Raw genomic sequence first — 19,664 nt, 5'->3', positions numbered from 1 at the left:
ACGTTTTTCACCGGCTCTGGTGGCCCTGGGAGGCGGTGGCGGGGTACACGAGGGCGGTCGCGAGGGCGGCGAGGCCCTCGGCGCGGCCGGTGAGGCCGAGCCCGTCCGTGGTGGTGCCGGAGACGGAGACGGGTGCGCCGGCCGCCTCGCTCAGCGCCTTCTGGGCCTCGTCGCGCCGCTTGCCGATCTTGGGTCGGACGCCGACGACCTGCACGGCGACGTTCCCGATCTCGTACCCCTCGGCGCGGACGATCCGGGCGGCCTCGGCGAGCAAGGTGACGCCGGAGGCGCCGGACCACTCGGGGCGTGAGGTGCCGAAGTGGGCGCCGAGGTCGCCGACGCCGGCGGCGGAGAAGAGCGCGTCGCAGGCGGCGTGGGCGGCGACGTCACCGTCGGAGTGCCCGGCGAGCCCGTACTCCTCGTCCTCCCAGAGGAGGCCGGCGCACCAGAGTTCGCGGCCCTTCTCGAAGGCGTGGACGTCGGTGCCGATGCCGGTACGGGGAAGGAGCGGCGGTTCAGAAGCCATCGTTGGCCCTCCTGCGGGCGAGTACGGCCTCGGCGAGGACGAGGTCGAGGGGGCGGGTCACCTTGAAGGCCTCTTCGTGGCCGGGTACGACGACGACGGGCGCGCCGAGCTTCTCGACCATCCCGGCGTCGTCGGTGGCGCCCTCGCCGGTGAGGGCGATGGTGGCGTGGGCGTTGACCAGGGTGTCGCGGTCGAAGCCCTGCGGGGTCTGGACGGCGCGGAGGCGGGCGCGGGGCGGAGTGGCGACGACCTGTTCGAGGTCGCCGGGCTTCTCGGCCGGCTCGACCTCCTTGACGGTGTCGGCGACGGGCAGGGCGGGGACGACGGCGACGGCCCCGTCCCGTACGGCTTCGATGACGGCGTCCACGGTGTCGACGGGGACCAGGGGGCGGGCCGCGTCGTGGACGAGGACGGTGGTGATGTCCTCCGGGAGCGCTTGGAGACCGAGGTGGACGGATTCCTGGCGGGTCTCGCCGCCGGGGACGACGAGGTAGTCGGTCCGCTCGGGCAGGGCGTGTGCGTCGAGGAGGTTCTTGACCTCGGCGGCGCCGTCGGGGGGAGCGACCACGACCACGAGCGAGACCGCGCGGGAGGCGGCCATCGCGCGGACGGCGTGGATGAGCATGGGGGTGCCGTTCAGGGCGCGGAGCGCCTTGGGGGCGCCCGGGCCGAGGCGTACGCCCCGCCCGGCGGCCGGGATCACCACGGCGGTACGACGGGGACGCGCTTCGTCTGTCATCGGTTGCACTCCGGCAGGTTTGTTTCCGCGGCCGACATGGGTATGGCCTTCACCGTGCCGGACGCGCCGCCTTGACCGGGCCCTTTCCGTGACGACGGTCGAGGCGTTGCCGCGTGGGCACAGGGGTTCGGACGTAGAGAAATTCAGGGGGTGCGGGTTACTTCAGCGGTGCGGCCGGGCGTTCGAACCGCGGACGCACGCGAACATGCCGCAGCGCCCGGCGACAGCACTGTGTGGATCACAGTACGCCAGCGGGCACCGCGGCATTGCTTCACTGCTTCGCTACGCCTCTGCTCACCGCAGGACGCGGTCCCGAGAGCCGTGTCGAGCGGTCCAGGAACCGCGGGCGGCGGTTCTGGAATCGCGAGACCCAGCTCAGGAACCGCGGGTCGCGGTTCAGGACGCGAGGACCTCGTCGAGGAGAGCCTCGGCCTTGTCCTCGTTCGTGTTCTCCGCGAGAGCCAGCTCGCTCACCAGGATCTGGCGAGCCTTGGCGAGCATGCGCTTCTCACCTGCGGAGAGTCCGCGCTCGCGCTCACGACGCCACAGGTCGCGCACCACTTCGGCGACCTTGATGACATCGCCGGAGGCGAGCTTCTCGAGATTTGCCTTGTAGCGACGGGACCAGTTCGTCGGCTCTTCGGCGTACGGCGCGCGCAGCACCTCGAAGACCCGGTCCAGCCCGTCCTGACCGACCACGTCGCGAACACCGACGAACTCCGCATTGTCCGCCGGTACACGAACCGTCAGGTCGCCCTGCGCGACCTTGAGCACCAAGTAGGTCTTGTCCACGCCTTTGATCTGGCGAGTTTCGATGGCCTCGATCAGCGCGGCCCCGTGATGGGGATAGACCACGGTGTCGCCAACCTTGAACGTCATGTGACAGGTACCCCTTCCGTGGCTATCCAGGGTAACACGGATTCGGCTTCTTCTGAATGGCGTTTTCGCAGGTCAGGGCATATCTCGGGGCTTGACAACGACGACACGAACGTGCTGCGAAGGGCTTCCGGAAGGCGGTATTCGCAGGTCGGAGCGCCTGCGCGGACAGAGAGAAACGCGCACGTTACACCTACCCGGAAGCCCTCCAGGGGCGGTCGATGTCCCGTTTTGTCGGGTTCGAGGGGGCCTTCTTCCCCTACTCCGTTCGAGGATCGGTCACCCGTACGGAGGCATGCCGGGGTGAATCCCGAAATTGATCAGTGGACGTCGAGTGATCGCCGGCGAGGGATTTTCGGTGGGGACGGCTCCGCGGAATGCGGGACGCCTCCGAATTGATCAAGGCGGATATGTGAACAGTGGGTCAATGATCGCGATCCGGCCACCTTGGCCGAGGCGCGCGGAGCGGCGGAAGAGCCGGCGCGGACCGCCGGCGGGGCGCCCGGGTACGGCTGTGCCGGGTGAGGGCCTTGTCCGGTGGCCCGGCCGTGATTCCGCCGGACAGGCCTTAGGGGCGGGTCGGGTGCGGGACGCGGAGTGAGGCTCGGTAACCTAAGCGCGCTGACACACCTTTAGGACCTGTCCGGCGGATCACGGCCTATCCGGCCCTGATCCGCCGGACACGCCCTAGCTGTCCCTTGGTTCCCACGCCCGTCCGTACGTCCTAGGAGATGCCGCCGCCGTGAGCCGCAGCCTTCGACGCGGCGCCCTCGCCGCCACCGCCCTCGTCTTCTCCGTCGCCACCCTGTCCGCCTGTGGCGCCGGCAACGACGCGCAGACGCTCGAGATCCGGCCGGACAACGCCGCCGTCACGGTCGACGACGTCAAGATCCAGAACGCGCTGGTCATCACCCAGCCCGAGCCCGGCGTCAAGGGCCCGGCCGCCGTCTCGGCCACCGTCTTCAACAACGGCAGCCAGCCGCAGACCATCGACGCGATCAGCCTGCCCGGCACGACCGCCGCCGTGAAGCTGAAGGCGGCGTCGGGCACCGGCCCGCTCACCGTCCCCGCCGGCGGCTCCCTCGTGATCGGCGGCGCGGGCAACGCCTCCGCCCTGATCGAGAACGGCTCCGAGGCCGCCCGTGACGGCGACGCGCAGAAGATCGTCTTCAAGCTGAGCAAGACCGGCGACGTGGGCCTGAGCGCCTTCGTGGTCCCGGCGAAGAGCTACTTCAAGGACTTCGGTCCCGAGGTCGTCCCGGCTCCCCCGGGCGTCTCCCCGACCGCCTCCGCGTCGCCCTCGGGCGAGGCGGGCCACGGCGCGGAGCACGGCGCCGAGACCCCGGCCTCGGGCGCGCCGACGACCGCCGGCCACTGACGCCGAGCAGACACACGTGAAGGGGCGCCCCCAGGAGGGGGCGCCCCTTCACGCACATCAGGGCTCGAACCGGGAGCCCGTCTCCGGGCCCCGGCCGGTCTACGGCTCGAACTTGTACCCGAGGCCGCGGACGGTCACGAGGTAGCGCGGCGCGCCCGGGTCGGGCTCGATCTTGGCGCGGAGGCGCTTGACGTGGACGTCGAGGGTCTTGGTGTCGCCGACGTAGTCCGCGCCCCAGACCCGGTCGATGAGCTGCATGCGGGTCAGCACGCGGCCCGCGTTGCGCAGCAGCATCTCCAGGAGGTCGAACTCCTTCAGCGGGAGGTCGACCTTGCCGCCCGAGACCGTGACGACGTGCCGGTCCACGTCCATGCGGACCGGGCCGGCCTCCAGGGCCGCCGGGGTGACCTCCTCGGGCTCCCCGCGGCGGCGCAGCACCGCGCGGATGCGGGCGACCAGCTCCCGCGAGGAGAAGGGCTTGGTGACGTAGTCGTCGGCCCCTATCTCCAGGCCCACGACCTTGTCGATCTCGCTGTCCTTGGCGGTCACCATGATCACCGGGACGTTCGAGCGGCCGCGCAGCTGGCGGCACACCTCGGTGCCGGGCAGACCCGGAAGCATCAGGTCGAGGAGGACGAGGTCGGCTCCGTTGCGCTCGAACTCGTCGAGGCCGTCGGGCCCGGTCGCCGCGACGGCGACCTCGAAGCCTTCCTTGCGGAGCATGTACGACAGGGCGTCGCTGAAGGATTCCTCATCCTCGACGACGAGCACTCGGGTCACGGAAGGACCTCCGGGGCGGGAAGCGGTTCGGTCATGAGATCTGGGGTGGGAGAAGAGGCGGACCGGCGGTCCCGTACGGCGCCCGCCTCGGGCAGCCGCAAGGTGAAGGTGGAGCCCTGGCCCTCGGTGCTCCAGACGGTGACCTCCCCGCCGTGCGAGGCGGCCACGTGCTTGACGATGGCCAGGCCGAGGCCCGTGCCGCCGGTGGCACGGGAGCGGGCCGGGTCGACCCGGTAGAAGCGCTCGAAGACGCGCTCCTTGTCCTTGTCGGGGATGCCGATGCCCTGGTCGGTGACGGCTATCTCGATCAGGTCGCCCGCGGGGGCGGCGACCCGGCGGGCGGCGATGCCCACCCGCGTACGGGCCGGTGAGTAGTTGACGGCGTTCTCGACGAGGTTGCCGAGGGCCGCGGCGAGCTGGCCCCGGCTGCCCCATACGTACAGGTCGGCGGCGCCGCCGGAGACCATGGTGATCTGCTTGGTGGAGGCGGGCTGCCGGGAGCGGTCGATCGCCTCGGCGACGAGCTCGTCGACGGAGACCGGCTCGGAGTCGTCCAGCGGGTCGTCGTTCTGCACGCGGGAGAGGTCGATGAGCTCCTGGACGAGGTTGGTGAGGCGGGTCGCCTCGATCTGCATCCGGCCGGCGAAGCGGGTGACCGCCTCGGGGTCGTCCGAGGCGTCCATGACCGCCTCGGAGAGCAGGGAGAGCGCGCCTACGGGGGTCTTGAGCTCATGGCTCACGTTGGCGACGAAGTCGCGCCGCACCGCTTCGATGCGGCGGGCCTCGGTGAGGTCCTCGACCAGGAGCAGCACGAGCCGCGAGCCCAGGGGGGCGACCCGGGCGGAGACGGCGAGGACCTCGCCGCGTCCGGTGCCGCGCCGGGCCAGGTCCAGCTCCACCTGCCGTATCTCGCCGTCGCGGCGGGTGTCGCGGGCCATGTTCAGCATGGGTTCGACGGCCAGCTTGCCGCCGCGGACCAGGCCGAGCGCGTACGCGGCCGAGCTGGCCTTCACCACGGAGTCGCTCTCGTCGAGGACGACCGCGGAGGAGCGCAGCACGGACAGCACGGTGTCGACGCCGGGCGGGAGCACGGCGTCGGTGTGCAGGGAGGTACGGGTCGGTCGCGCCTGGTCGCGCTCGCTCCAGCGGAACGCCAGCATGGCGATCACGCCGGTGCACACTCCGGCGATCGCTGCCAATGCGGCGACCGCCGCGTTCACGTCCATGCCTCAAGGTTATGCGGGGTCACGGACACTCTCCCAGCCGTCCGAGTGGCTGCTCGAACAGTCGTCGCCCAGAGTTCACCGTGGAGACGCGGGTGGTTCATTTGCCCCGGCGGCCGGGGTGGCGCGGGTCGCCCAGAGTTCACCTGGGGGAAAGTGCCGGTTCATTTCAGGGGGTGGAACCGGACGCGTAGGAGGCCGAACGTGGGAGCGTGGGGATCCGAGCCCCACCCGGACCCCGGAGCTTTGCGTAGAGAGGGACATCCATGCGGGACGCGTACCACGAGGAACTGGACTCGATCGGCGAGAGCCTGGTCGAGATGGCCCGGCTCGTCGGGTCGGCGATCGGGCGCGCCACGACGGCGATGCTCGACGCCGACCTCAAGCTCGCGGAGAGCGTGATCGCGGCGGACCAGAAGGTCGACGACCTCCAGCACGACCTGGAGGCACGGGCGATAGCGCTGCTCGCCCGGCAGCAGCCGGTGGCGACGGACCTGCGGATCGTGGTGACCTCGCTGCGGATGAGCGCCGACCTGGAGCGCTCGGGCGACCTGGCGCAGCACGTGGCGAAGCTGGCGCGGCTGCGGTTCCCGGACACGGCGGTGCCGCGGGACCTGCACGCGACCATCCTGGAGATGGGTCAGCTGGCGCAGCGCCTGATGGCGAAGGCGGCGGAGGTCATCATCACGAAGGACGTCGACCTGGCGCTCCAGCTGGAGCAGGACGACGACGAGATGGACCTGCTGCACCGGACGCTCTTCCAGCACCTGATGGACGACCGCTGGAAGCACGGCATCGAGACGGCCGTGGACGTGACGCTGCTCGGCCGGTACTACGAGCGGTTCGCGGACCACGCGGTGTCGGTGGCGAAGCGCGTGGTGTACCTGGTGACGGGCGAGCACGCGGACGAACTGCAGGCGGCCGACGCGCCGGTGGAGGGCGCGTAGGCGTGGCTCCTGTGCGCCGTTGATGCGCCGGTCCGAGTGGGCATGCAATGGGGGGAGGCGAAGCGCGCCTCGAAAGGGAGGGACCCTCATGGCCGAATCCCCCATGCCGACCGAGTCCGGGACGGAGGCGCCGCGCGAGCCGGTGTTCCTGCCCGTGCTCGGCGCCTGCGGCTGCGGCTCGGGCTGCGGCTGCGGCTGCCAGTCGGGCTCCCCGTGCCAGTGCGGGGGCTAGCAGCGGCTGACCGGTGAGACGGGCGGGGTGGGGTACGGGCCGACCCCGTACCCCACCCCGCCTTTCACACCTCGAGGACACCGACCGTCTGGCCGCCGCTGACCTCGCCGGTGGTACGGAACCCGAGCCGCTCGTAGAAAGCGCCGGGTCCGTCCTCGCCGGGCGCCCAGGTCACGTAGAACCGCCGCTCGCCGCGCCGGCGCAGTTCCTCCCGTACGGCTTCGACGGCGAAGCGTCCGTACCCCTTGCCCTGGCCGTCGGCGGCGATGTTGAGCCGCCAGAGACCGCTGCGGCGGTCGGTGGGGTCGCGCTCCTCGTTCCAGGGGAGGTCGAGGAAGGCCATGACGAAGCCGACGAGCCGGTCACCGTCGAAGACGAGGCGCGGCCAGGCGGCGTCCCCGAACGCGTAGGCCTCGGCGAGGGAGCGCACGACGGGGGCGACGTTCCGCTCCTGGTGGGGGTGGACGCGCAGGGCGAGTGCGGCGTCGATGGTGGCGGGGGTGACCTGTTCCAGGCGCAGTGACGTGCTCATGCACGGACGGTACCGAGCCACCGCGGACCACGACGAACCCCCTCCGGCCGTCCATCTCGAGGGCCCTGCGTTCCGCATGAGGATGCCGTCGTGGGAAGCTGCCCCGAAGCGTCGTATCCGGGGGGAGCACCAGTGCGTGAGACGCATGTGCAGAGAATGCTGCGGCTGATGGCGAGCGGGGAGCCGGTCAAGCTCACCATGCTCGCGACGATGAAGAGACTCACCCGACTCGCCTTCATCGCGCAGCAATTCGGGTACGAGTACGCGGACCTGCAAGAGGGCAGCGGCACAGTGGAGATGACGCTCGTACCGGATCCCACCCCGCAGGCCCGGGCGCGCGCCGCGGATAACTGGGCTCGGTATCCGAACGCGGGCGACGGGGTGTCGCTGCCGCCGCTCGTGCCCGAGGAGCTCGAGATTCTCAAGGCCCGGATGACCTTGGACCTTCAGCGCCAGTACTCCACCAGGCAACGGCTGGCGCTCATGGCCGTGCCCCTCACCCTGGTCGCCCTGGACCTCGGCTTCGAGTACGGCGGGAAGGCGAGCGACATCCTCACCATCACCGGAGTCGTCTCGGCCGTGATCGCGGCTCTGATACCCGTCGGGTTCGCCATCAGCCGACACTTCGTCGTCAAGTACACCGCCCGACTGGAGGCGGCCGGCTTCACGCCGGTGACCGACCGGAACGGCCGGCTGCGCTACGTGCCGCCGGGCGGCCGGCTTCCCGGGCACGGGAACCCTTTCGCCACCGGTTGAAGCAGGTCATGACCCCCTCAGCCGCGCCGGGCACCGTCCCGGGAGCCGAGTCGCCCACAGCGAGAAAATGCCCCCGCCCTGCGCCGTAGGCGCAGGTCAGGGGCATGATCACTTTTCTTACTTCTTCTTGCCCTGGTTCTTCACGGCCTCGATGGCCGCCGCCGCGGCGTCCGGGTCGAGGTAGGTGCCGCCCGGGTTGAGGGGCTTGAAGTTCTCGTCGAGCTCGTAGGACAGGGGGATGCCCGTCGGGATGTTGAGGCCCGCGATGTCCGCGTCCGAGATGCCGTCCAGGTGCTTCACCAGGGCGCGGAGGCTGTTGCCGTGGGCGGCGACCAGGACGGTGCGGCCGGCGAGGAGGTCCGGGACGATGGAGTCGTACCAGTACGGGAGCATCCGCTCGACGACGTCCTTGAGGCACTCGGTCTGCGGGCGCAGCTCCGGCGGGATCGTCTGGTAGCGGGCGTCGTGGGCCTGCGAGTACTCGCTGTCGTCGGACAGCGCCGGCGGCGGGGTGTCGTACGAGCGGCGCCACAGCATGAACTGCTCCTCGCCGAACTCGGCGAGCGTCTGGGCCTTGTCCTTGCCCTGGAGGGCGCCGTAGTGGCGCTCGTTCAGGCGCCACGAGCGGTTGACCGGGATCCAGTGGCGGTCCGCGGACTCCAGCGCGAGCTGCGCCGTGCGGATGGCGCGCTTCTGGAGGGAGGTGTGCAGCACGTCGGGCAGCAGGCCGGCGTCCTTGAGCAGCTCGCCGCCGCGCGTCGCCTCCTTCTCGCCCTTGGCGGTGAGGTTCACGTCCACCCATCCGGTGAACAGATTCTTCTCGTTCCACTCGCTCTCGCCATGGCGGAGGAGGATCAGCTTGTACGGTGCGTCGGCCATGCGTACGAGCCTAATCGACCGCTGACGATTGACGCGCGTCGTCAATTCACTGGCGTCCGCCCCCTGAGATGCGTAAGTTACGGGAGCTGGAAGCAGGGCTTACGTACAGCAGGGGGCCACCACACATGTCCATCGACTCGCTCAGACGATCAGCCCGGGCGACGGTCTCCGGCCTTCCGCAAGGCTTCTGGTGGTTGTGGCTGTCGACCCTGGTCAACCGGACCGGGGCGTTCGTCCTGACCTTCCTGTCCCTCTACCTGACCGTCGAGCTCGGACACTCCGCCTGGTTCGCCGGTCTCGTCGTCGCCCTCCACGGTCTCGGCGGGGTGGCGGGATCGCCGCTCGGCGGCGCGCTCACCGACCGCTGGGGCCGCCGCCCCACGATGGTCACCATGCACCTCGCGGCCGCCGCCTGCGCCGCCGCCCTCGCCGTCGTCACCAGCGCCTGGGCCATCGCCGCGGTCGTCCTCCTCATGGGCGTCGCCATGCAGGCAGTCCGCCCCTCCATCAACGCGACGATCGCCGACATGGTCCCCGCCCACGACGTGCGCCGGGCGTACGCCCTCAACTACTGGGCCCTGAACCTCGGCTTCGCCATCGCCTCCATCGGCGGCGGCGCGGCCGCCGTCCTCGGCTACCGCACCCTCTTCGTCGTCGACGCCGTCGCCACCGTCCTCTGCGCCGTCATCGTCTTCCTGCGCCTTCCCGAGACGCGCCCCGAGGGCCGCACCGACACGGCCGGCGCGCCGGTCGTCGAGGAGAAGGTCAGCATGCTCACCGTGCTGCGCGACGCGCCCTTCCGGACGCTCGTCCTCCTCAACCTCCTCGTCTGCCTCGTCTTCACCGCGCCCTGGATCGGCCTGCCGCTCACGATGGCGAACCAGGGCCTCTCCCCCTCCTCGTACGGTCTCGTCATCGCCGTCAACGGCATCGTGATCGTCGGTTTCCAACTGCTCGTCAACAGGCTGACCGACAAGCGTTCTCCGGTCCTCCTGCTGACGCTCTCCGCCCTCCTCTTCGCCTTCGGCACCGGCGCCACCGCCCTCGCCGGCTCCCCCGTCGCCTTCGCCGCGACCGTGATCGTCTGGACGGTCGGCGAGATGATCCACGTCCCGACGAACGCCGCCGCGACCGCCCGCCTCGCCCCCGAGCACGCCCGGGGCCGCTACCAGGGCGTGATGGGGATGTCGTGGGCCGTGGCCGGTTTCGTCGCCCCGATCGGCGCCGGCGCGATCGTCGGCGGCCCCGGACCCGACGCCCTGTGGGCCGCGACCGCCGCGATCGGCGTCATCGCCGCCGCCGGGTACTACACGCGGCTGCGGAAGGCCCTCTGCGAAGAGACCAAGGGGAACGAGGGGGTCGGGGAGACCGTGGAGGTCGTGGAAGTCGTGGAGGTCGTGGCGGCGGAAGTCCCAGTAGGCGCCCCACTGGTGAAGAGCGAGGACGTCGGGGCCACCGCCACCCCCTCCGCCGTCAGCGCCTGACCCGCGCGCTGTCGTAGGCCGGACGGCCCCGGTACGGAGAGCACCGCCGGGGCCCGTCGGCATACCCCTGCCGGAACGGGCCTCGTCAGCCCCGCTTCGAGGACTTCTCGGTCAGGTTCTTGAAGGCGTCCAGGTTGCGCGTCGACTCCCCGCGCGACACCCGCCACTCGTACTCCCGCCGGATCGCCGACGCGAAGCCCAGCTCCAGGAGCGTGTTGAAGTCGCCGTCCGCCGCCTCCAGGACCGAGCCGAGCAGCCGGTCCAGTTCCTCCGGGGTGACGGCGGCCAGCGGGAGCTTGCCGGCGAGGTAGACGTCGCCGAGGCCGTCGACCGCGTAACTCACCCCGTACAGCTTGAGGTTGCGCTCCAGCAGCCAGCGGTGGACGCCCGCCTCGTTCTCGTCGGGGTGGCGGATGACGAAGGCGTTGAGGGAGAGGGAGTGGCGGCCCACCCGCAGCGACAGGGTGGTGAACAGCTTGCGCGTGCCCGGGAGCTTCACGACGTACGAGCCGGGCTCCGGGCACTCCCAGTCCAGCTCCGCGTCGTTGAACGTGTCCTCGATGATCCGCCGAACGTCCTCAGCCATGGTGCGAGCGTACGCGACGGCGGTTCTCCCGCAGCCGGTGGTCGTGCATGGCGGCCGTGTACACGTCCGCCGTGCCCGACGCCGCCGTGTCCCAGCCGAAGGAGCCGGCGTGCAGCGCCGCCGCCTCGCCCATCCGGGCCGACAGCGACGGGTCCGCCACGAACCGGCCGAGCGCGCGGGCGTAGTCCGCCGGGTCGTGTCCCTGCACGAGGAAACCGGTCACGTCGTCCCGTACGGCCACGGGCAGACCGCCCACCGCCGCCGCGACGACCGGGGTGCCCGCCGCCTGCGCCTCTATGGCGACCAGGCCGAAGGACTCGCTGTACGAGGGCATGACGAGGACGCTCGCGGCGCGGAACCAGTCGGCGAGACGGTCCTGCCCCACCGGCGGGTGGAACCGCACGATGTCCGCGATGCCGAGCCGCGCGGCCAGCTTCTGCAGCTGTTCCGGCTTGGCCAGACCGCTGCCGCTCGGGCCGCCGACCACCGGGACGACCATGCGGGTACGGAGGGAGGGGTCCTGCTCCAGGAGCCGGGCGGCGGCGCGGAGCAGGATGTCCGGGGCCTTCAGCGGCTGTATCCGGCCGGCGAAGACCGGGATGAACGCGTCCTGCGGGAGACCGAGCCGGGCGCGGGCGGCGGCGCGGCCGTCGGCGGGACGGAAGTGGTCGAGGTTGACGCCCGGGTGCACGACCGCGATCTTGCCGGGGTCGGCCTCGTAGAAGCGGGCGAGCTCGTCGGCCTCCTCGGCCGTGTTGGCGATCAGTCGGTCGGCGGCGGAGACGATCTGCGTCTCGCCGATCACCCGGGCCGCGGGCTCGGGCGTGTCGCCCTCGGCGAGCGCGGCGTTCTTGACCTTCGCCATGGTGTGCATGGCGTGCACGAGCGGGACGCCCCAGCGCTCGGCGGCGAGCCAGCCGACGTGGCCGGAGAGCCAGTAGTGGGAGTGGACCAGGTCGTAGTGGCCAGGGCGGTGGCCCGCCCACGCCTGCATCACGCCGTGCGTGAAGGCGCAGAGCTGTGCCGGCAGCTCCTCCTTGGCCAGGCCCTCGTACGGGCCGGCGTCCACGTGTCGTACGAGCACGCCCGGGGTCAGCTCGACCACCGGGGGAAGGCCGCCGGTGGTGGCCCGGGTGAAGATCTCCACCTCGATGTCGATGGCGGCGAGTCGTTTCGCCAGCTCGACGATGTAGACGTTCATGCCGCCCGCGTCGCCCGTGCCGGGCTGGTGCAGCGGCGAGGTGTGGACGCTGAGCATGGCCACGCGCCGGGGGGTGCGGGGCCGGCCGGGGAGCCGGAGCCTGCCCGGCGCCGGGTGCCGGTGGCGGGTACCGGCGAACCGGGACACGTACTGGCTCACGTCGGCGGTCCTTCCGCTCGGGGCCTCGGGGGCCTCTCGGGGGCCTCGGGCCGGGGCCCTCGGGCTGAGCTGGGTCGGGCATGACGGCTGCCGGTCGGGCGCGACAGCCGCCGGTCGGGCATGACGGCTGGAGGGCGCGGGACGACCTCCAGGCGCGACAACGCCGGAATGGTCCCTTTCATTTCCGTGCCGGGGGTGCTTTGCCAATTCGTTGCCGGGCCCCGGGCCGCCCCGGGGCCGCCCCCGCACCCCTTACGCTCTGTGGCATGGCCCCGCGCACCACCCGCCCCGTCGGCACACCGACCCGCGGGACCACCAACCCGAACCGGCTGCGCCGCATGGACCGCTGGATCGCCGCCGTCCACGGCCCCGCCCTGCGCCGCTCCCCCGAGCCGCCGCTCGCCGTGGACCTCGGATACGGGGCCGCCCCCTGGACCGCCGTGGAGCTCCTGGCCCGGCTGCGGACCGCCGATCCCCGCACCCGGCTCTACGGCATCGAGATCGAACCGGCCAGGGTCGAGGCCGCGAAGCCGTACGAGCGGGAGGGCCTCTCCTTCCTGCACGGCGGATTCGAGGTGCCGGTGCCCGGCCGGGTCGCCCTCATCCGGGCGGCGAACGTGCTGCGCCAGTACGACGAGGACCAGGTCGCGGCCGTCTGGGCGAGGCTCTGCGGGCGGCTCGCGCCCGGCGGGCTGCTCGTGGAGGGGACCTGTGACGAGATCGGGCGCCGGCACGTGTGGGTGGCGCTCGACGCGGACGGGCCGCGCACGGTGACCTTCGCGACCCGCCTCGGCTCGCTCGACAGGCCCTCGGACCTCGCGGAACGGCTGCCGAAGGCGCTGATCCACCGGAACGTGCCGGGCGAGCCGGTGCACGCCTTCCTGCGGGACTTCGACCGGGCGTGGGCTGCGGCCGCCCCGTACGCCTCCCTCGGCGCGCGCCAGCGGTGGATCCGCTCCGTGCGCGACCTGGCGGCGGACTGGCCCCTGACCGACGGCCCGCGCCGGTGGCGCCAGGGCGAGGTGACGGTCCGCTGGGAGGCGCTGGCGCCGCGGGGGTGACGGCCCGTCGGCAGCGGCCTCCCTCTCCCTTCCCTTAACTCCCCCTGATTTTCCCGTACGCGGGGAACGCCGCACGCACATCACTCGTCCCCTCTGGGGGGAAGCGGCCCGACAGGCCCCGGTTCCCCCTGTCGTTTTGCGGTTTCGCATGGCACTATCGCCAGGTCACCACCAAGTTACTGACGGTAAATCAGATTTGGGTCACTCGAGGGGGAGCTCGTGAACCGACGCCGCCACGCCACCGCCGCGATCACCGTGATCTGCGCTCTGACCGTGCTGGCCTCGCCCGCGCTGACCCTCCAGGCCGCCGCCGCGCCGCTCCCGCCTCCGCCGCCGAAGAAGAGCCTGGAAGAGGTCCGCCGGGAGATCGACGACCTGTACCGGAAGGCCGCCGTCGCCACCGACGCGTACAACCTCGCCGAGGAGAAGACGAAGGAGCAGTCCGCCGAGATCGTCCGGCTCGCCCGGATGATCGTGGAGGGCCGCGAGAAGATCGAGGGCCTCAAGGCCAAGGCCGGCGCCGCCGCCCGCGCCCAGTACCGCAACGGCGGGCTTCCGGACGGCGCCCAGCTGGTGCTCACCAACGACCCGCAGCTCTTCCTCGACACCGCCGGACGGCTCAAGGCCGGCGCCAAGGCCACCACCGATCTCCTCGGCGAGATGACCCGCACCCAGGCCGAGTTGGACACGTACGCCAAGGACGCCAGCGCCAACTGGACCAAGCTGGAGGCCCACCGCGTCCGCCAGGCGAAGGCGAAGAAGGAGATCAACGAACGGATCGCCGCCGCCGAGAAGCTGGAGTCCGAGCTCGCCGCCGAGGAGCGCGAGCGGCTGCGGCGCCTGGAGGAGCAGGCCCAGAACCGGGCCCAGACGACCTGGCTCGGCACCGGCGTCCTCGACGGCCGGAAGGAGGGCGCGACCGAGGAGGGCAGGAAGGCGGTCGAGTTCGCGACGGCCCAGGTCGGCAAGCCGTACGTCTGGGGCGCCGAGGGCCCGCTCTCGTACGACTGCTCCGGGCTGACCCAGCGCGCCTGGGGCGCGGCGGGGCGGGGCATCCCGCGCACCTCGCAGGAGCAGTGGCGGCTCCTGCCGCACGTGAGGATCGAGGACATGCGGCCGGGCGACCTGATCGTCTACTTCAAGGACGCGAGCCACATCGGGATGTACGTCGGGAACGGGATGATCGTGCACGCGCCGCGCCCCGGCCGGAACGTGACGCTGGCGGGCGCGGGCTCGATGGAGATCCTGGGAGTGGTCCGGCCTTCGTGAGGCGAGCGGCGGCGTGACCCGCCGCTCTTCGTGACACGAGCCACCTTCCCCACCCCCGGGGGCGTGACGTTTCTCATGGGCTCAGGGCCCCCGCGCGGACCGTACGGCGGGCAAGTACCTCCCTTTCCGCGGCATATGCCAAGTCCGACGCGCGCTCTCACAGGCTGATCACCATTCCGCTGCGCACCGCCCTACCGCTATGGTCCGGGACGGGCGGGACGCCACCCGGCGCCCTGCGCACCCTCGGGGGAGGGAAGGACACCCGGACCGATGCCCGTATCCGTACCGCGTCAGAGAAACGTCTCTGCCGCTGCGGGACCCGGCGAGGCCACCCCAATGGACGCCACTCCCATGACAGGCACAGTCACAGGCACCGACCGCACCGATCTCACTCTCCTGGTCGTCGAGGACGACCCGGCGGGTGCCCTCGCCGTACCCCGACTGCTCGACGCGGCGGACGCCTCCGGCACCCGGGTCCGCATCCGTACGGCGCGTAACCTCACCGAGGCCGAGCGGCTCCTGACCGACGACGTCCACTGCGTGCTCGTCGACCTCTCCCTGCCGGACCCCCGGTCCGCCGCCGGCGACGACCCGCTCGCCCCGCTGCGGCACATCCTGCGCCTCGCCCCGCGCCACGCCGTCCTCGCGCTCGCGGCCTCGGCCGACGCCGAGCTGGCGGCCGAGGCGGTACGGGTCGGGGCCCAGGACCACCTCTTCCGCGAGGAGCTCGACGGGCGGCTGCTCAGCCGGGCCATCCGCTACGCCGTCGAACGCAAGCGGGCCGACGCCGTCCAGGTCAAACTCGCCGAGTCCCGGCTGCGCGCCCAGGAGAACGCCCGGCTCGAGCGCGGCCTGCTGCCGACGCCGCTCCTGGAGGGCTCCGACCTGCGGTTCGCCGCCCACTACCGGCCCGGCCGGTCCCGCGCGCTGCTCGGCGGCGACTTCTACGACACCGTCCGCACCCCGGACGGGACCGTCCACGCCATGATCGGCGACGTCTGCGGACACGGCCCCGACGAGGCCGCGCTCGGGGTCGAACTGCGGATCGCCTGGCGGGCCCTGACCTTCGCGGGCCTCTGCGGGGACGAGTTGCTCTCGACGATGCAGCAGGTCCTGGAGCACGAGCGGGAGAGCGAGGAGATCTTCGCGACCCTCTGCACCGTCGACATCGCGCCGGACGGGCGCCGGGCGGGGCTCTGCCTGGCCGGGCACCCCTCGCCGCTGATCGCCCGGCAGGGGCGGGCGGCACGCCTCCTGCCGTACGAGGACGGCGGCCCTGCCCTCGGACTGCTGCCGCGCGCCCGCTGGCCGCGCCGGCAGGTGGAGCTGGGCGGGGCGTGGAGCCTGCTCATGTACACGGACGGGCTCATCGAGGGCCGCTCGGCGGGCCCCGGCTCGCCGCGGCTCGGCCAGGACGGAATGGTGGAGATGATCAACCGCCAGCTGGCCTCGGGCCTGCGGGGCGAGGAGCTCCTGGAGGCGGCCGTGACGGAGGTCCGCTCCCTGAACGGCGGGGAGCTGACGGACGACGTGGCCGTCCTGGCCCTGGAAAGGGACAGGACCCGGGGGTGAGCCCCGGGCCCTGCGCCGTTTCACATACCTAGGGCGTGTTTCGAAAGTAGCGTCGTCCGCCCGGAGGGCGGGCGCGGCGGTGTCTGGTGCGTGCGATCGCAAGGCGGAGGGTCGCCCTCGTACTGGGCGTACGAGGGCGATCCCGACAACGCGGCGAGCGTGCGTGCCAGGCGCCGCCGCGCAGACGGGACTTTCGAAACACGCCCTAGCGGCCGCCGTTGTAGGGGCCGTACGGTCCGTCGCTGCTGGAGCCGCCGCCACGGCGGCCGCCCCGGCCTCCGCCGGAGACCTGCGCGAGCGCGGGGCGGACGTCCACCATGAAGACGATGGCGGCGATCAGACCGGCGATCTGCAGGAACAGTATCGGCAGCAGCAGGTCCAGGGCGAGGTTGATACCCAGGATGATCAGCCAGAACTTCTTCGTCTGCTTGTCGGCGGCGCGGTAGGCGTCCTCGCGCGCCATGGCGGCGAAGACGAGCGCGGCGACGGCGACGCCGGTGAAGACAAGGAACGTCACCAGGAAGAGAAGGGAGTCGAATCCCTCGCGCAACATGCTGAGCACCGCCTAGGGGGTAGAGAGAGCGCCTCGCGGTCAAGGTACCCGGTACAACGCACCGGGTACCCGGATTGGTGCCCGGCCTACTCCTTCTCGGCGGCGGCGGGCGTCTTCTTGGCGGGGGTCTTGCGGGCGGAGGTCTTCCGCGCGGACGCGCTCCCGTTCACCTCGGCACTCTCGGCCTCGGCCACCGGGGTCTCGGCCTGCGCGTCCGGATGGGGCGCCGGCTCCGGCTCGACGACGATGGCGATCTCGGTGATCTCGTCGGCGACTCCGCCACGCCAGGCCCGGACGGCCTCCTCGCCGTGGGCGGCGACCTCCTCGTACTTCTCGCGGGCCTTGACGGCGTACTCGGCGGCGACGCCGACCCCGCGCAGGGCCAGGTCCTGGGCGGTCTCGCCGAGCTTCTTGAGGTCGGTGTCGATGCCGCCGACGACCTGGGCGAACTTCGACTGGACGGTGGCCTGGGCCTCCTTGGCCTGCGCGGTCACCTTCTCCTGCACGGCCTTCGGGTCGGTCTTCCGTACGGCGTCGATGCGCGCGGGCGCCTCGGCGGCGATCTGCTCGATCAGGCCGGGAACCTTCTTGGCCTGCTGGACGGCGATGTCGGCGGTGCCGGCGGCGAAGTAGAGAGGGGTACGCAGTTCGTCGATGATGGCCATGCTGGTGGTCCTCCCGGTGGTGGCGTACTGGCTCGGACTAGCTCGAAGGCGGTGCGGCATCCGGCGGTGCCGCGTCTGGCAGACCGGCGTCGGGCAGTGCGGCGTCTGCGCCGGCCGCGGCGGAGTCGGCGGCGTTCTCCTTGCGGAAGGAGTCGTAGATCTGGAGCAGCACCTGCTTCTGCCGCTCGTTGATCGAGGGATCGGCCAGTATGACGGCGCGCGTCTCCAGCTCGTCCCGCTCCTTCTCGTCGAGGATCCCGGCCCGTACGTAGAGCGTCTCGGCGGAGATCCGCAGCGCCTTCGCGACCTGCTGCAGGACCTCGGCGCTGGGCTTCCGCAGCCCGCGCTCGATCTGGCTGAGGTACGGATTCGACACACCGGCGGCGTCGGCGAGCTGCCGCAGGGAGAGCTGCGCGGTCCGCCGCTGTTCGCGGAGGTACTCACCGAGATTGCCGACGTTGAGCGATGCCATGCTCCGACCATGCCAGCCATCGCTAACTATTGCAAGCACCGAGCTTGCAAGTGTGTCGCGCCGGTCGCCCTGGAGGCCGGAGTCGTCGCTCAAGGTCAGCGAGGTGCGAGGAGGCAGCACCCGTTGCCCTCCGAGTCGACCGGAACCGCCCGGGAGATCGGCAGGTGCTCGGGCCTGTCCGCGTGAGGTCCCGGGTCCGGCACGCCGTGACATGCTGAGGAGCGTGGACCTGGAGGACCTGAAACGACTGCGCCGCGCGCGGGACACGATGGACCGTGACTACGCCTCGCCGCTCGACGTGCCGGCCCTGGCCAGGGTCGCCCTGATGTCGACGGGGCACTTCGCCCGCAGCTTCCGCGCCGCGTTCGGCGAGACGCCCTACAGCTACCTGATGACCCGCCGCGTCGAGCGGGCGAAGGCGTTGCTGCGGCGGGGGGACCTGAGCGTGACCGACGTCTGCTTCGAGGTGGGGTGCACATCGCTCGGGTCCTTCAGCTCGCGCTTCACCGAGCTGGTCGGCGAGACACCGAGCGCCTACCGGGCCCGCGCTCACGACGAGGGCGCCGCGATGCCGGCGTGCGTCGCCAAGGTGCTCACCCGGCCCGTGAAGAACGGCGGACCCCCGCCCGCCCTCCGTACCGAAGCGATCAGGAACGGAGAAGCGGGAACGACCGCCTCGCCGTAGCGTCGACGGCATGGACGACATCAAGCTCTCACAGACCTTCATCACCGTCGACGACGCCGACAAGGCGCTCGACTTCTACCGCGACGCTCTCGGCCTGGAAGTCCGCAACGACGTCGGCTACGAGGGCATGCGCTGGGTGACCATGGGGTCGCCGGCGCAGCCGGACGTCTCCGTCGTGCTCGAGACCCCGCTCCCCGACCCCAGCGCCTCGGAGGCCGACCGGGACGCGGTCCGGGACCTCCTCGCCAAGGGCCTGCTGCGGGCCGCGATCTTCGCCACGGACGACGTCGACGCCACCTTCGAACGCGTCCGGGCGTCCGGCGCCGAGGTGCTCCAGGAGCCGGTCGACCAGCACTACGGCGTCCGCGACTGCGCCTTCCGCGACCCGGCCGGCAACATGATCCGCTTCGCCCAGCCCCGCAAGGCCTGAACACCCCCGGGCGGACGCGCCGCCGTGCCAGCATGGGGCGGAGGTCCGACGGGGAGGTACGGCATGACGGTGGAGCACGTCCGGGAAAGCCCCCGGCGGCGCGCGGACGTCCTCGACGACGCCGCGCTCCCCGGGCCGGGGCGCTTCACCGGGCCCGCGACGGGGGACGAGCTTCCGATGCTCGCGGGCTTCCTCGCGGACCAGCGGGCGACGCTGGCGCTGAAGTGCGCCGGCCTGGGCGAGGAGTTGGCCCTCAGGGCAGTGGAACCCTCGACCCTTTCCCTGCTGGGCCTCGTCCGGCACATGGCCGACGTCGAGCGCCACTGGTTCCGGGAGATCCTCGCCGGTCAGGGCGGCACGCGCCCCCTCTTCTCCTCCCCGGAGGACCCGGACGGGGACTTCGACGGCGTCACGCCCGCCCCGGCGGCCGTCGAGGAGGCCTGGGAGGCCTGGCGGGCGGCGGTGGAATTCTCCGACCGCTTCACGCGCGAGGCCCCGAACCTCGACGTCTCGGGCCATGACGCGTGGCGCGGGACGGTCTCCCTGCGCTGGGTGCTCGTCCATCTGATCGAGGAGTACGCGCGGCACAACGGCCACGCGGATCTGCTGCGCGAGCGGATCGACGGGGCGCGGGGGCTGTAGGGCGGGGGTGGTGTCCG

Annotated in this window: 23 protein-coding genes; 11 read left to right on the top strand and 12 right to left on the bottom strand. The window is 71.8% G+C overall.

Going from position 1 to position 19,664, the window contains the following annotated elements:
* Positions 1 to 7: 7 nt before the first annotated feature.
* From ispF to ACZ51I_RS22015, 3 genes are all read right to left on the bottom strand, one after another.
* Positions 8 to 526, bottom strand: coding sequence for a 2-C-methyl-D-erythritol 2,4-cyclodiphosphate synthase (ispF, locus tag ACZ51I_RS22025; RefSeq protein WP_468878433.1), 519 nt, complete (start codon positions 524 to 526; stop codon positions 8 to 10).
* Positions 516 to 1,265, bottom strand: a complete 750-nt coding sequence (ispD, locus tag ACZ51I_RS22020; protein WP_468878431.1) for a 2-C-methyl-D-erythritol 4-phosphate cytidylyltransferase — start codon at positions 1,263 to 1,265, stop codon at positions 516 to 518. Before ispD ends, ispF begins: the two co-directional genes overlap by 11 nt.
* A gap of 396 nt (positions 1,266 to 1,661) precedes the next feature.
* Positions 1,662 to 2,144 carry a CarD family transcriptional regulator gene (locus tag ACZ51I_RS22015; RefSeq protein WP_003953493.1) on the bottom strand — a complete coding sequence of 161 codons (483 nt, stop codon included), beginning with the start codon at positions 2,142 to 2,144 and terminating at the stop codon, positions 1,662 to 1,664.
* Positions 2,145 to 2,883: 739 nt separating this feature from the next.
* On the opposite strand from ACZ51I_RS22015, the gene ACZ51I_RS22010 reads away from it, so the two are divergent.
* A complete protein-coding gene (locus tag ACZ51I_RS22010; protein ID WP_468878429.1) occupies positions 2,884 to 3,519 on the top strand; it encodes a DUF461 domain-containing protein in 636 nt (211 codons plus the stop codon).
* A gap of 99 nt (positions 3,520 to 3,618) precedes the next feature.
* Here the strand turns inward: ACZ51I_RS22010 and phoP are convergent, their stop codons facing one another.
* Together phoP and phoR are read right to left on the bottom strand one after the other, a co-directional pair.
* Positions 3,619 to 4,290 (bottom strand): two-component system response regulator PhoP, encoded by a 672-nt coding sequence (gene phoP, locus ACZ51I_RS22005; protein ID WP_465270246.1) that lies wholly within the window; start codon positions 4,288 to 4,290, stop codon positions 3,619 to 3,621.
* A gap of 5 nt (positions 4,291 to 4,295) precedes the next feature.
* The gene (phoR, locus tag ACZ51I_RS22000) at positions 4,296 to 5,525 is read right to left on the bottom strand and encodes a two-component system sensor histidine kinase PhoR (protein ID WP_468878426.1); all 1,230 of its coding nucleotides are present in this window, start codon (positions 5,523 to 5,525) and stop codon (positions 4,296 to 4,298) included.
* A 263-nt stretch (positions 5,526 to 5,788) separates the two neighbouring features.
* Between phoR and phoU the strand changes: the two genes are divergently transcribed.
* Both phoU and ACZ51I_RS21990 read left to right on the top strand, forming a co-directional pair.
* Entirely contained in the window at positions 5,789 to 6,469 is a 681-nt protein-coding gene (phoU, locus tag ACZ51I_RS21995) for a phosphate signaling complex protein PhoU (RefSeq protein WP_033203724.1), read from the top strand.
* An 88-nt stretch (positions 6,470 to 6,557) separates the two neighbouring features.
* Positions 6,558 to 6,701 (top strand): hypothetical protein, encoded by a 144-nt coding sequence (locus tag ACZ51I_RS21990; protein WP_468878424.1) that lies wholly within the window; start codon positions 6,558 to 6,560, stop codon positions 6,699 to 6,701.
* A 64-nt stretch (positions 6,702 to 6,765) separates the two neighbouring features.
* On the opposite strand, the gene ACZ51I_RS21985 is transcribed toward ACZ51I_RS21990, so the two are convergent.
* Complete coding sequence (locus tag ACZ51I_RS21985; protein WP_468878421.1) at positions 6,766 to 7,233, bottom strand: GNAT family N-acetyltransferase; 468 nt, start codon at positions 7,231 to 7,233, stop codon at positions 6,766 to 6,768.
* 132 nt (positions 7,234 to 7,365) lie between these two features.
* Here ACZ51I_RS21985 and ACZ51I_RS21980 point away from each other — a divergent pair, with 132 nt between their 5' ends.
* On the top strand, positions 7,366 to 7,989 hold the full coding sequence (locus ACZ51I_RS21980) for a hypothetical protein (protein WP_468878419.1): 624 nt from the start codon (positions 7,366 to 7,368) through the stop codon (positions 7,987 to 7,989).
* Positions 7,990 to 8,106: 117 nt separating this feature from the next.
* Here the strand turns inward: ACZ51I_RS21980 and ACZ51I_RS21975 are convergent, their stop codons facing one another.
* Positions 8,107 to 8,868, bottom strand: coding sequence for a phosphoglyceromutase (locus tag ACZ51I_RS21975; protein ID WP_468878416.1), 762 nt, complete (start codon positions 8,866 to 8,868; stop codon positions 8,107 to 8,109).
* 125 nt (positions 8,869 to 8,993) lie between these two features.
* Here ACZ51I_RS21975 and ACZ51I_RS21970 point away from each other — a divergent pair, with 125 nt between their 5' ends.
* Positions 8,994 to 10,352, top strand: coding sequence for an MDR family MFS transporter (locus ACZ51I_RS21970; protein WP_468878413.1), 1,359 nt, complete (start codon positions 8,994 to 8,996; stop codon positions 10,350 to 10,352).
* Positions 10,353 to 10,437: 85 nt separating this feature from the next.
* Here the strand turns inward: ACZ51I_RS21970 and ACZ51I_RS21965 are convergent, their stop codons facing one another.
* A complete protein-coding gene (locus ACZ51I_RS21965) occupies positions 10,438 to 10,938 on the bottom strand; it encodes a type III secretion system chaperone family protein (protein ID WP_468878411.1) in 501 nt (166 codons plus the stop codon).
* Positions 10,931 to 12,298, bottom strand: coding sequence for a D-inositol-3-phosphate glycosyltransferase (mshA, locus tag ACZ51I_RS21960; RefSeq protein WP_468878408.1), 1,368 nt, complete (start codon positions 12,296 to 12,298; stop codon positions 10,931 to 10,933). Before mshA ends, ACZ51I_RS21965 begins: the two co-directional genes overlap by 8 nt.
* Before the next feature lie 266 nt (positions 12,299 to 12,564).
* Between mshA and ACZ51I_RS21955 the strand changes: the two genes are divergently transcribed.
* From ACZ51I_RS21955 to ACZ51I_RS21945, 3 genes are all read left to right on the top strand, one after another.
* A complete protein-coding gene (locus ACZ51I_RS21955; RefSeq protein ID WP_468878405.1) occupies positions 12,565 to 13,359 on the top strand; it encodes a class I SAM-dependent methyltransferase in 795 nt (264 codons plus the stop codon).
* A gap of 219 nt (positions 13,360 to 13,578) precedes the next feature.
* Positions 13,579 to 14,628: a C40 family peptidase gene (locus ACZ51I_RS21950; RefSeq protein ID WP_468878402.1), complete on the top strand. Its 1,050-nt coding sequence runs from the start codon at positions 13,579 to 13,581 to the stop codon at positions 14,626 to 14,628.
* Between the two features lie 270 nt (positions 14,629 to 14,898).
* Positions 14,899 to 16,200 carry a PP2C family protein-serine/threonine phosphatase gene (locus ACZ51I_RS21945; RefSeq protein ID WP_468878399.1) on the top strand — a complete coding sequence of 434 codons (1,302 nt, stop codon included), beginning with the start codon at positions 14,899 to 14,901 and terminating at the stop codon, positions 16,198 to 16,200.
* 205 nt (positions 16,201 to 16,405) lie between these two features.
* On the opposite strand, the gene ACZ51I_RS21940 is transcribed toward ACZ51I_RS21945, so the two are convergent.
* The 3 genes from ACZ51I_RS21940 to ACZ51I_RS21930 form a co-directional block, all read right to left on the bottom strand.
* Positions 16,406 to 16,753: a DUF2516 family protein gene (locus ACZ51I_RS21940; protein ID WP_468878397.1), complete on the bottom strand. Its 348-nt coding sequence runs from the start codon at positions 16,751 to 16,753 to the stop codon at positions 16,406 to 16,408.
* A gap of 86 nt (positions 16,754 to 16,839) precedes the next feature.
* A complete protein-coding gene (locus ACZ51I_RS21935; RefSeq protein ID WP_468878395.1) occupies positions 16,840 to 17,418 on the bottom strand; it encodes a hypothetical protein in 579 nt (192 codons plus the stop codon).
* Positions 17,419 to 17,455: 37 nt separating this feature from the next.
* On the bottom strand, positions 17,456 to 17,890 hold the full coding sequence (locus ACZ51I_RS21930; protein ID WP_468878392.1) for a helix-turn-helix domain-containing protein: 435 nt from the start codon (positions 17,888 to 17,890) through the stop codon (positions 17,456 to 17,458).
* Positions 17,891 to 18,113: 223 nt separating this feature from the next.
* Between ACZ51I_RS21930 and ACZ51I_RS21925 the strand changes: the two genes are divergently transcribed.
* From ACZ51I_RS21925 to ACZ51I_RS21915, 3 genes are all read left to right on the top strand, one after another.
* A complete protein-coding gene (locus tag ACZ51I_RS21925; protein WP_468878389.1) occupies positions 18,114 to 18,575 on the top strand; it encodes a helix-turn-helix transcriptional regulator in 462 nt (153 codons plus the stop codon).
* A gap of 10 nt (positions 18,576 to 18,585) precedes the next feature.
* The gene (locus ACZ51I_RS21920; protein ID WP_468878386.1) at positions 18,586 to 19,005 is read left to right on the top strand and encodes a VOC family protein; all 420 of its coding nucleotides are present in this window, start codon (positions 18,586 to 18,588) and stop codon (positions 19,003 to 19,005) included.
* 63 nt (positions 19,006 to 19,068) lie between these two features.
* Entirely contained in the window at positions 19,069 to 19,647 is a 579-nt protein-coding gene (locus ACZ51I_RS21915; protein ID WP_468878383.1) for a DinB family protein, read from the top strand.
* Positions 19,648 to 19,664: the final 17 nt, after the last annotated feature.

This window comes from Streptomyces sp. NPDC034084 (assembly GCF_055575535.1).
Note: the sequence above shows the minus strand (reverse complement) of the source record. Positions and strands in the feature narration are given on the sequence as shown.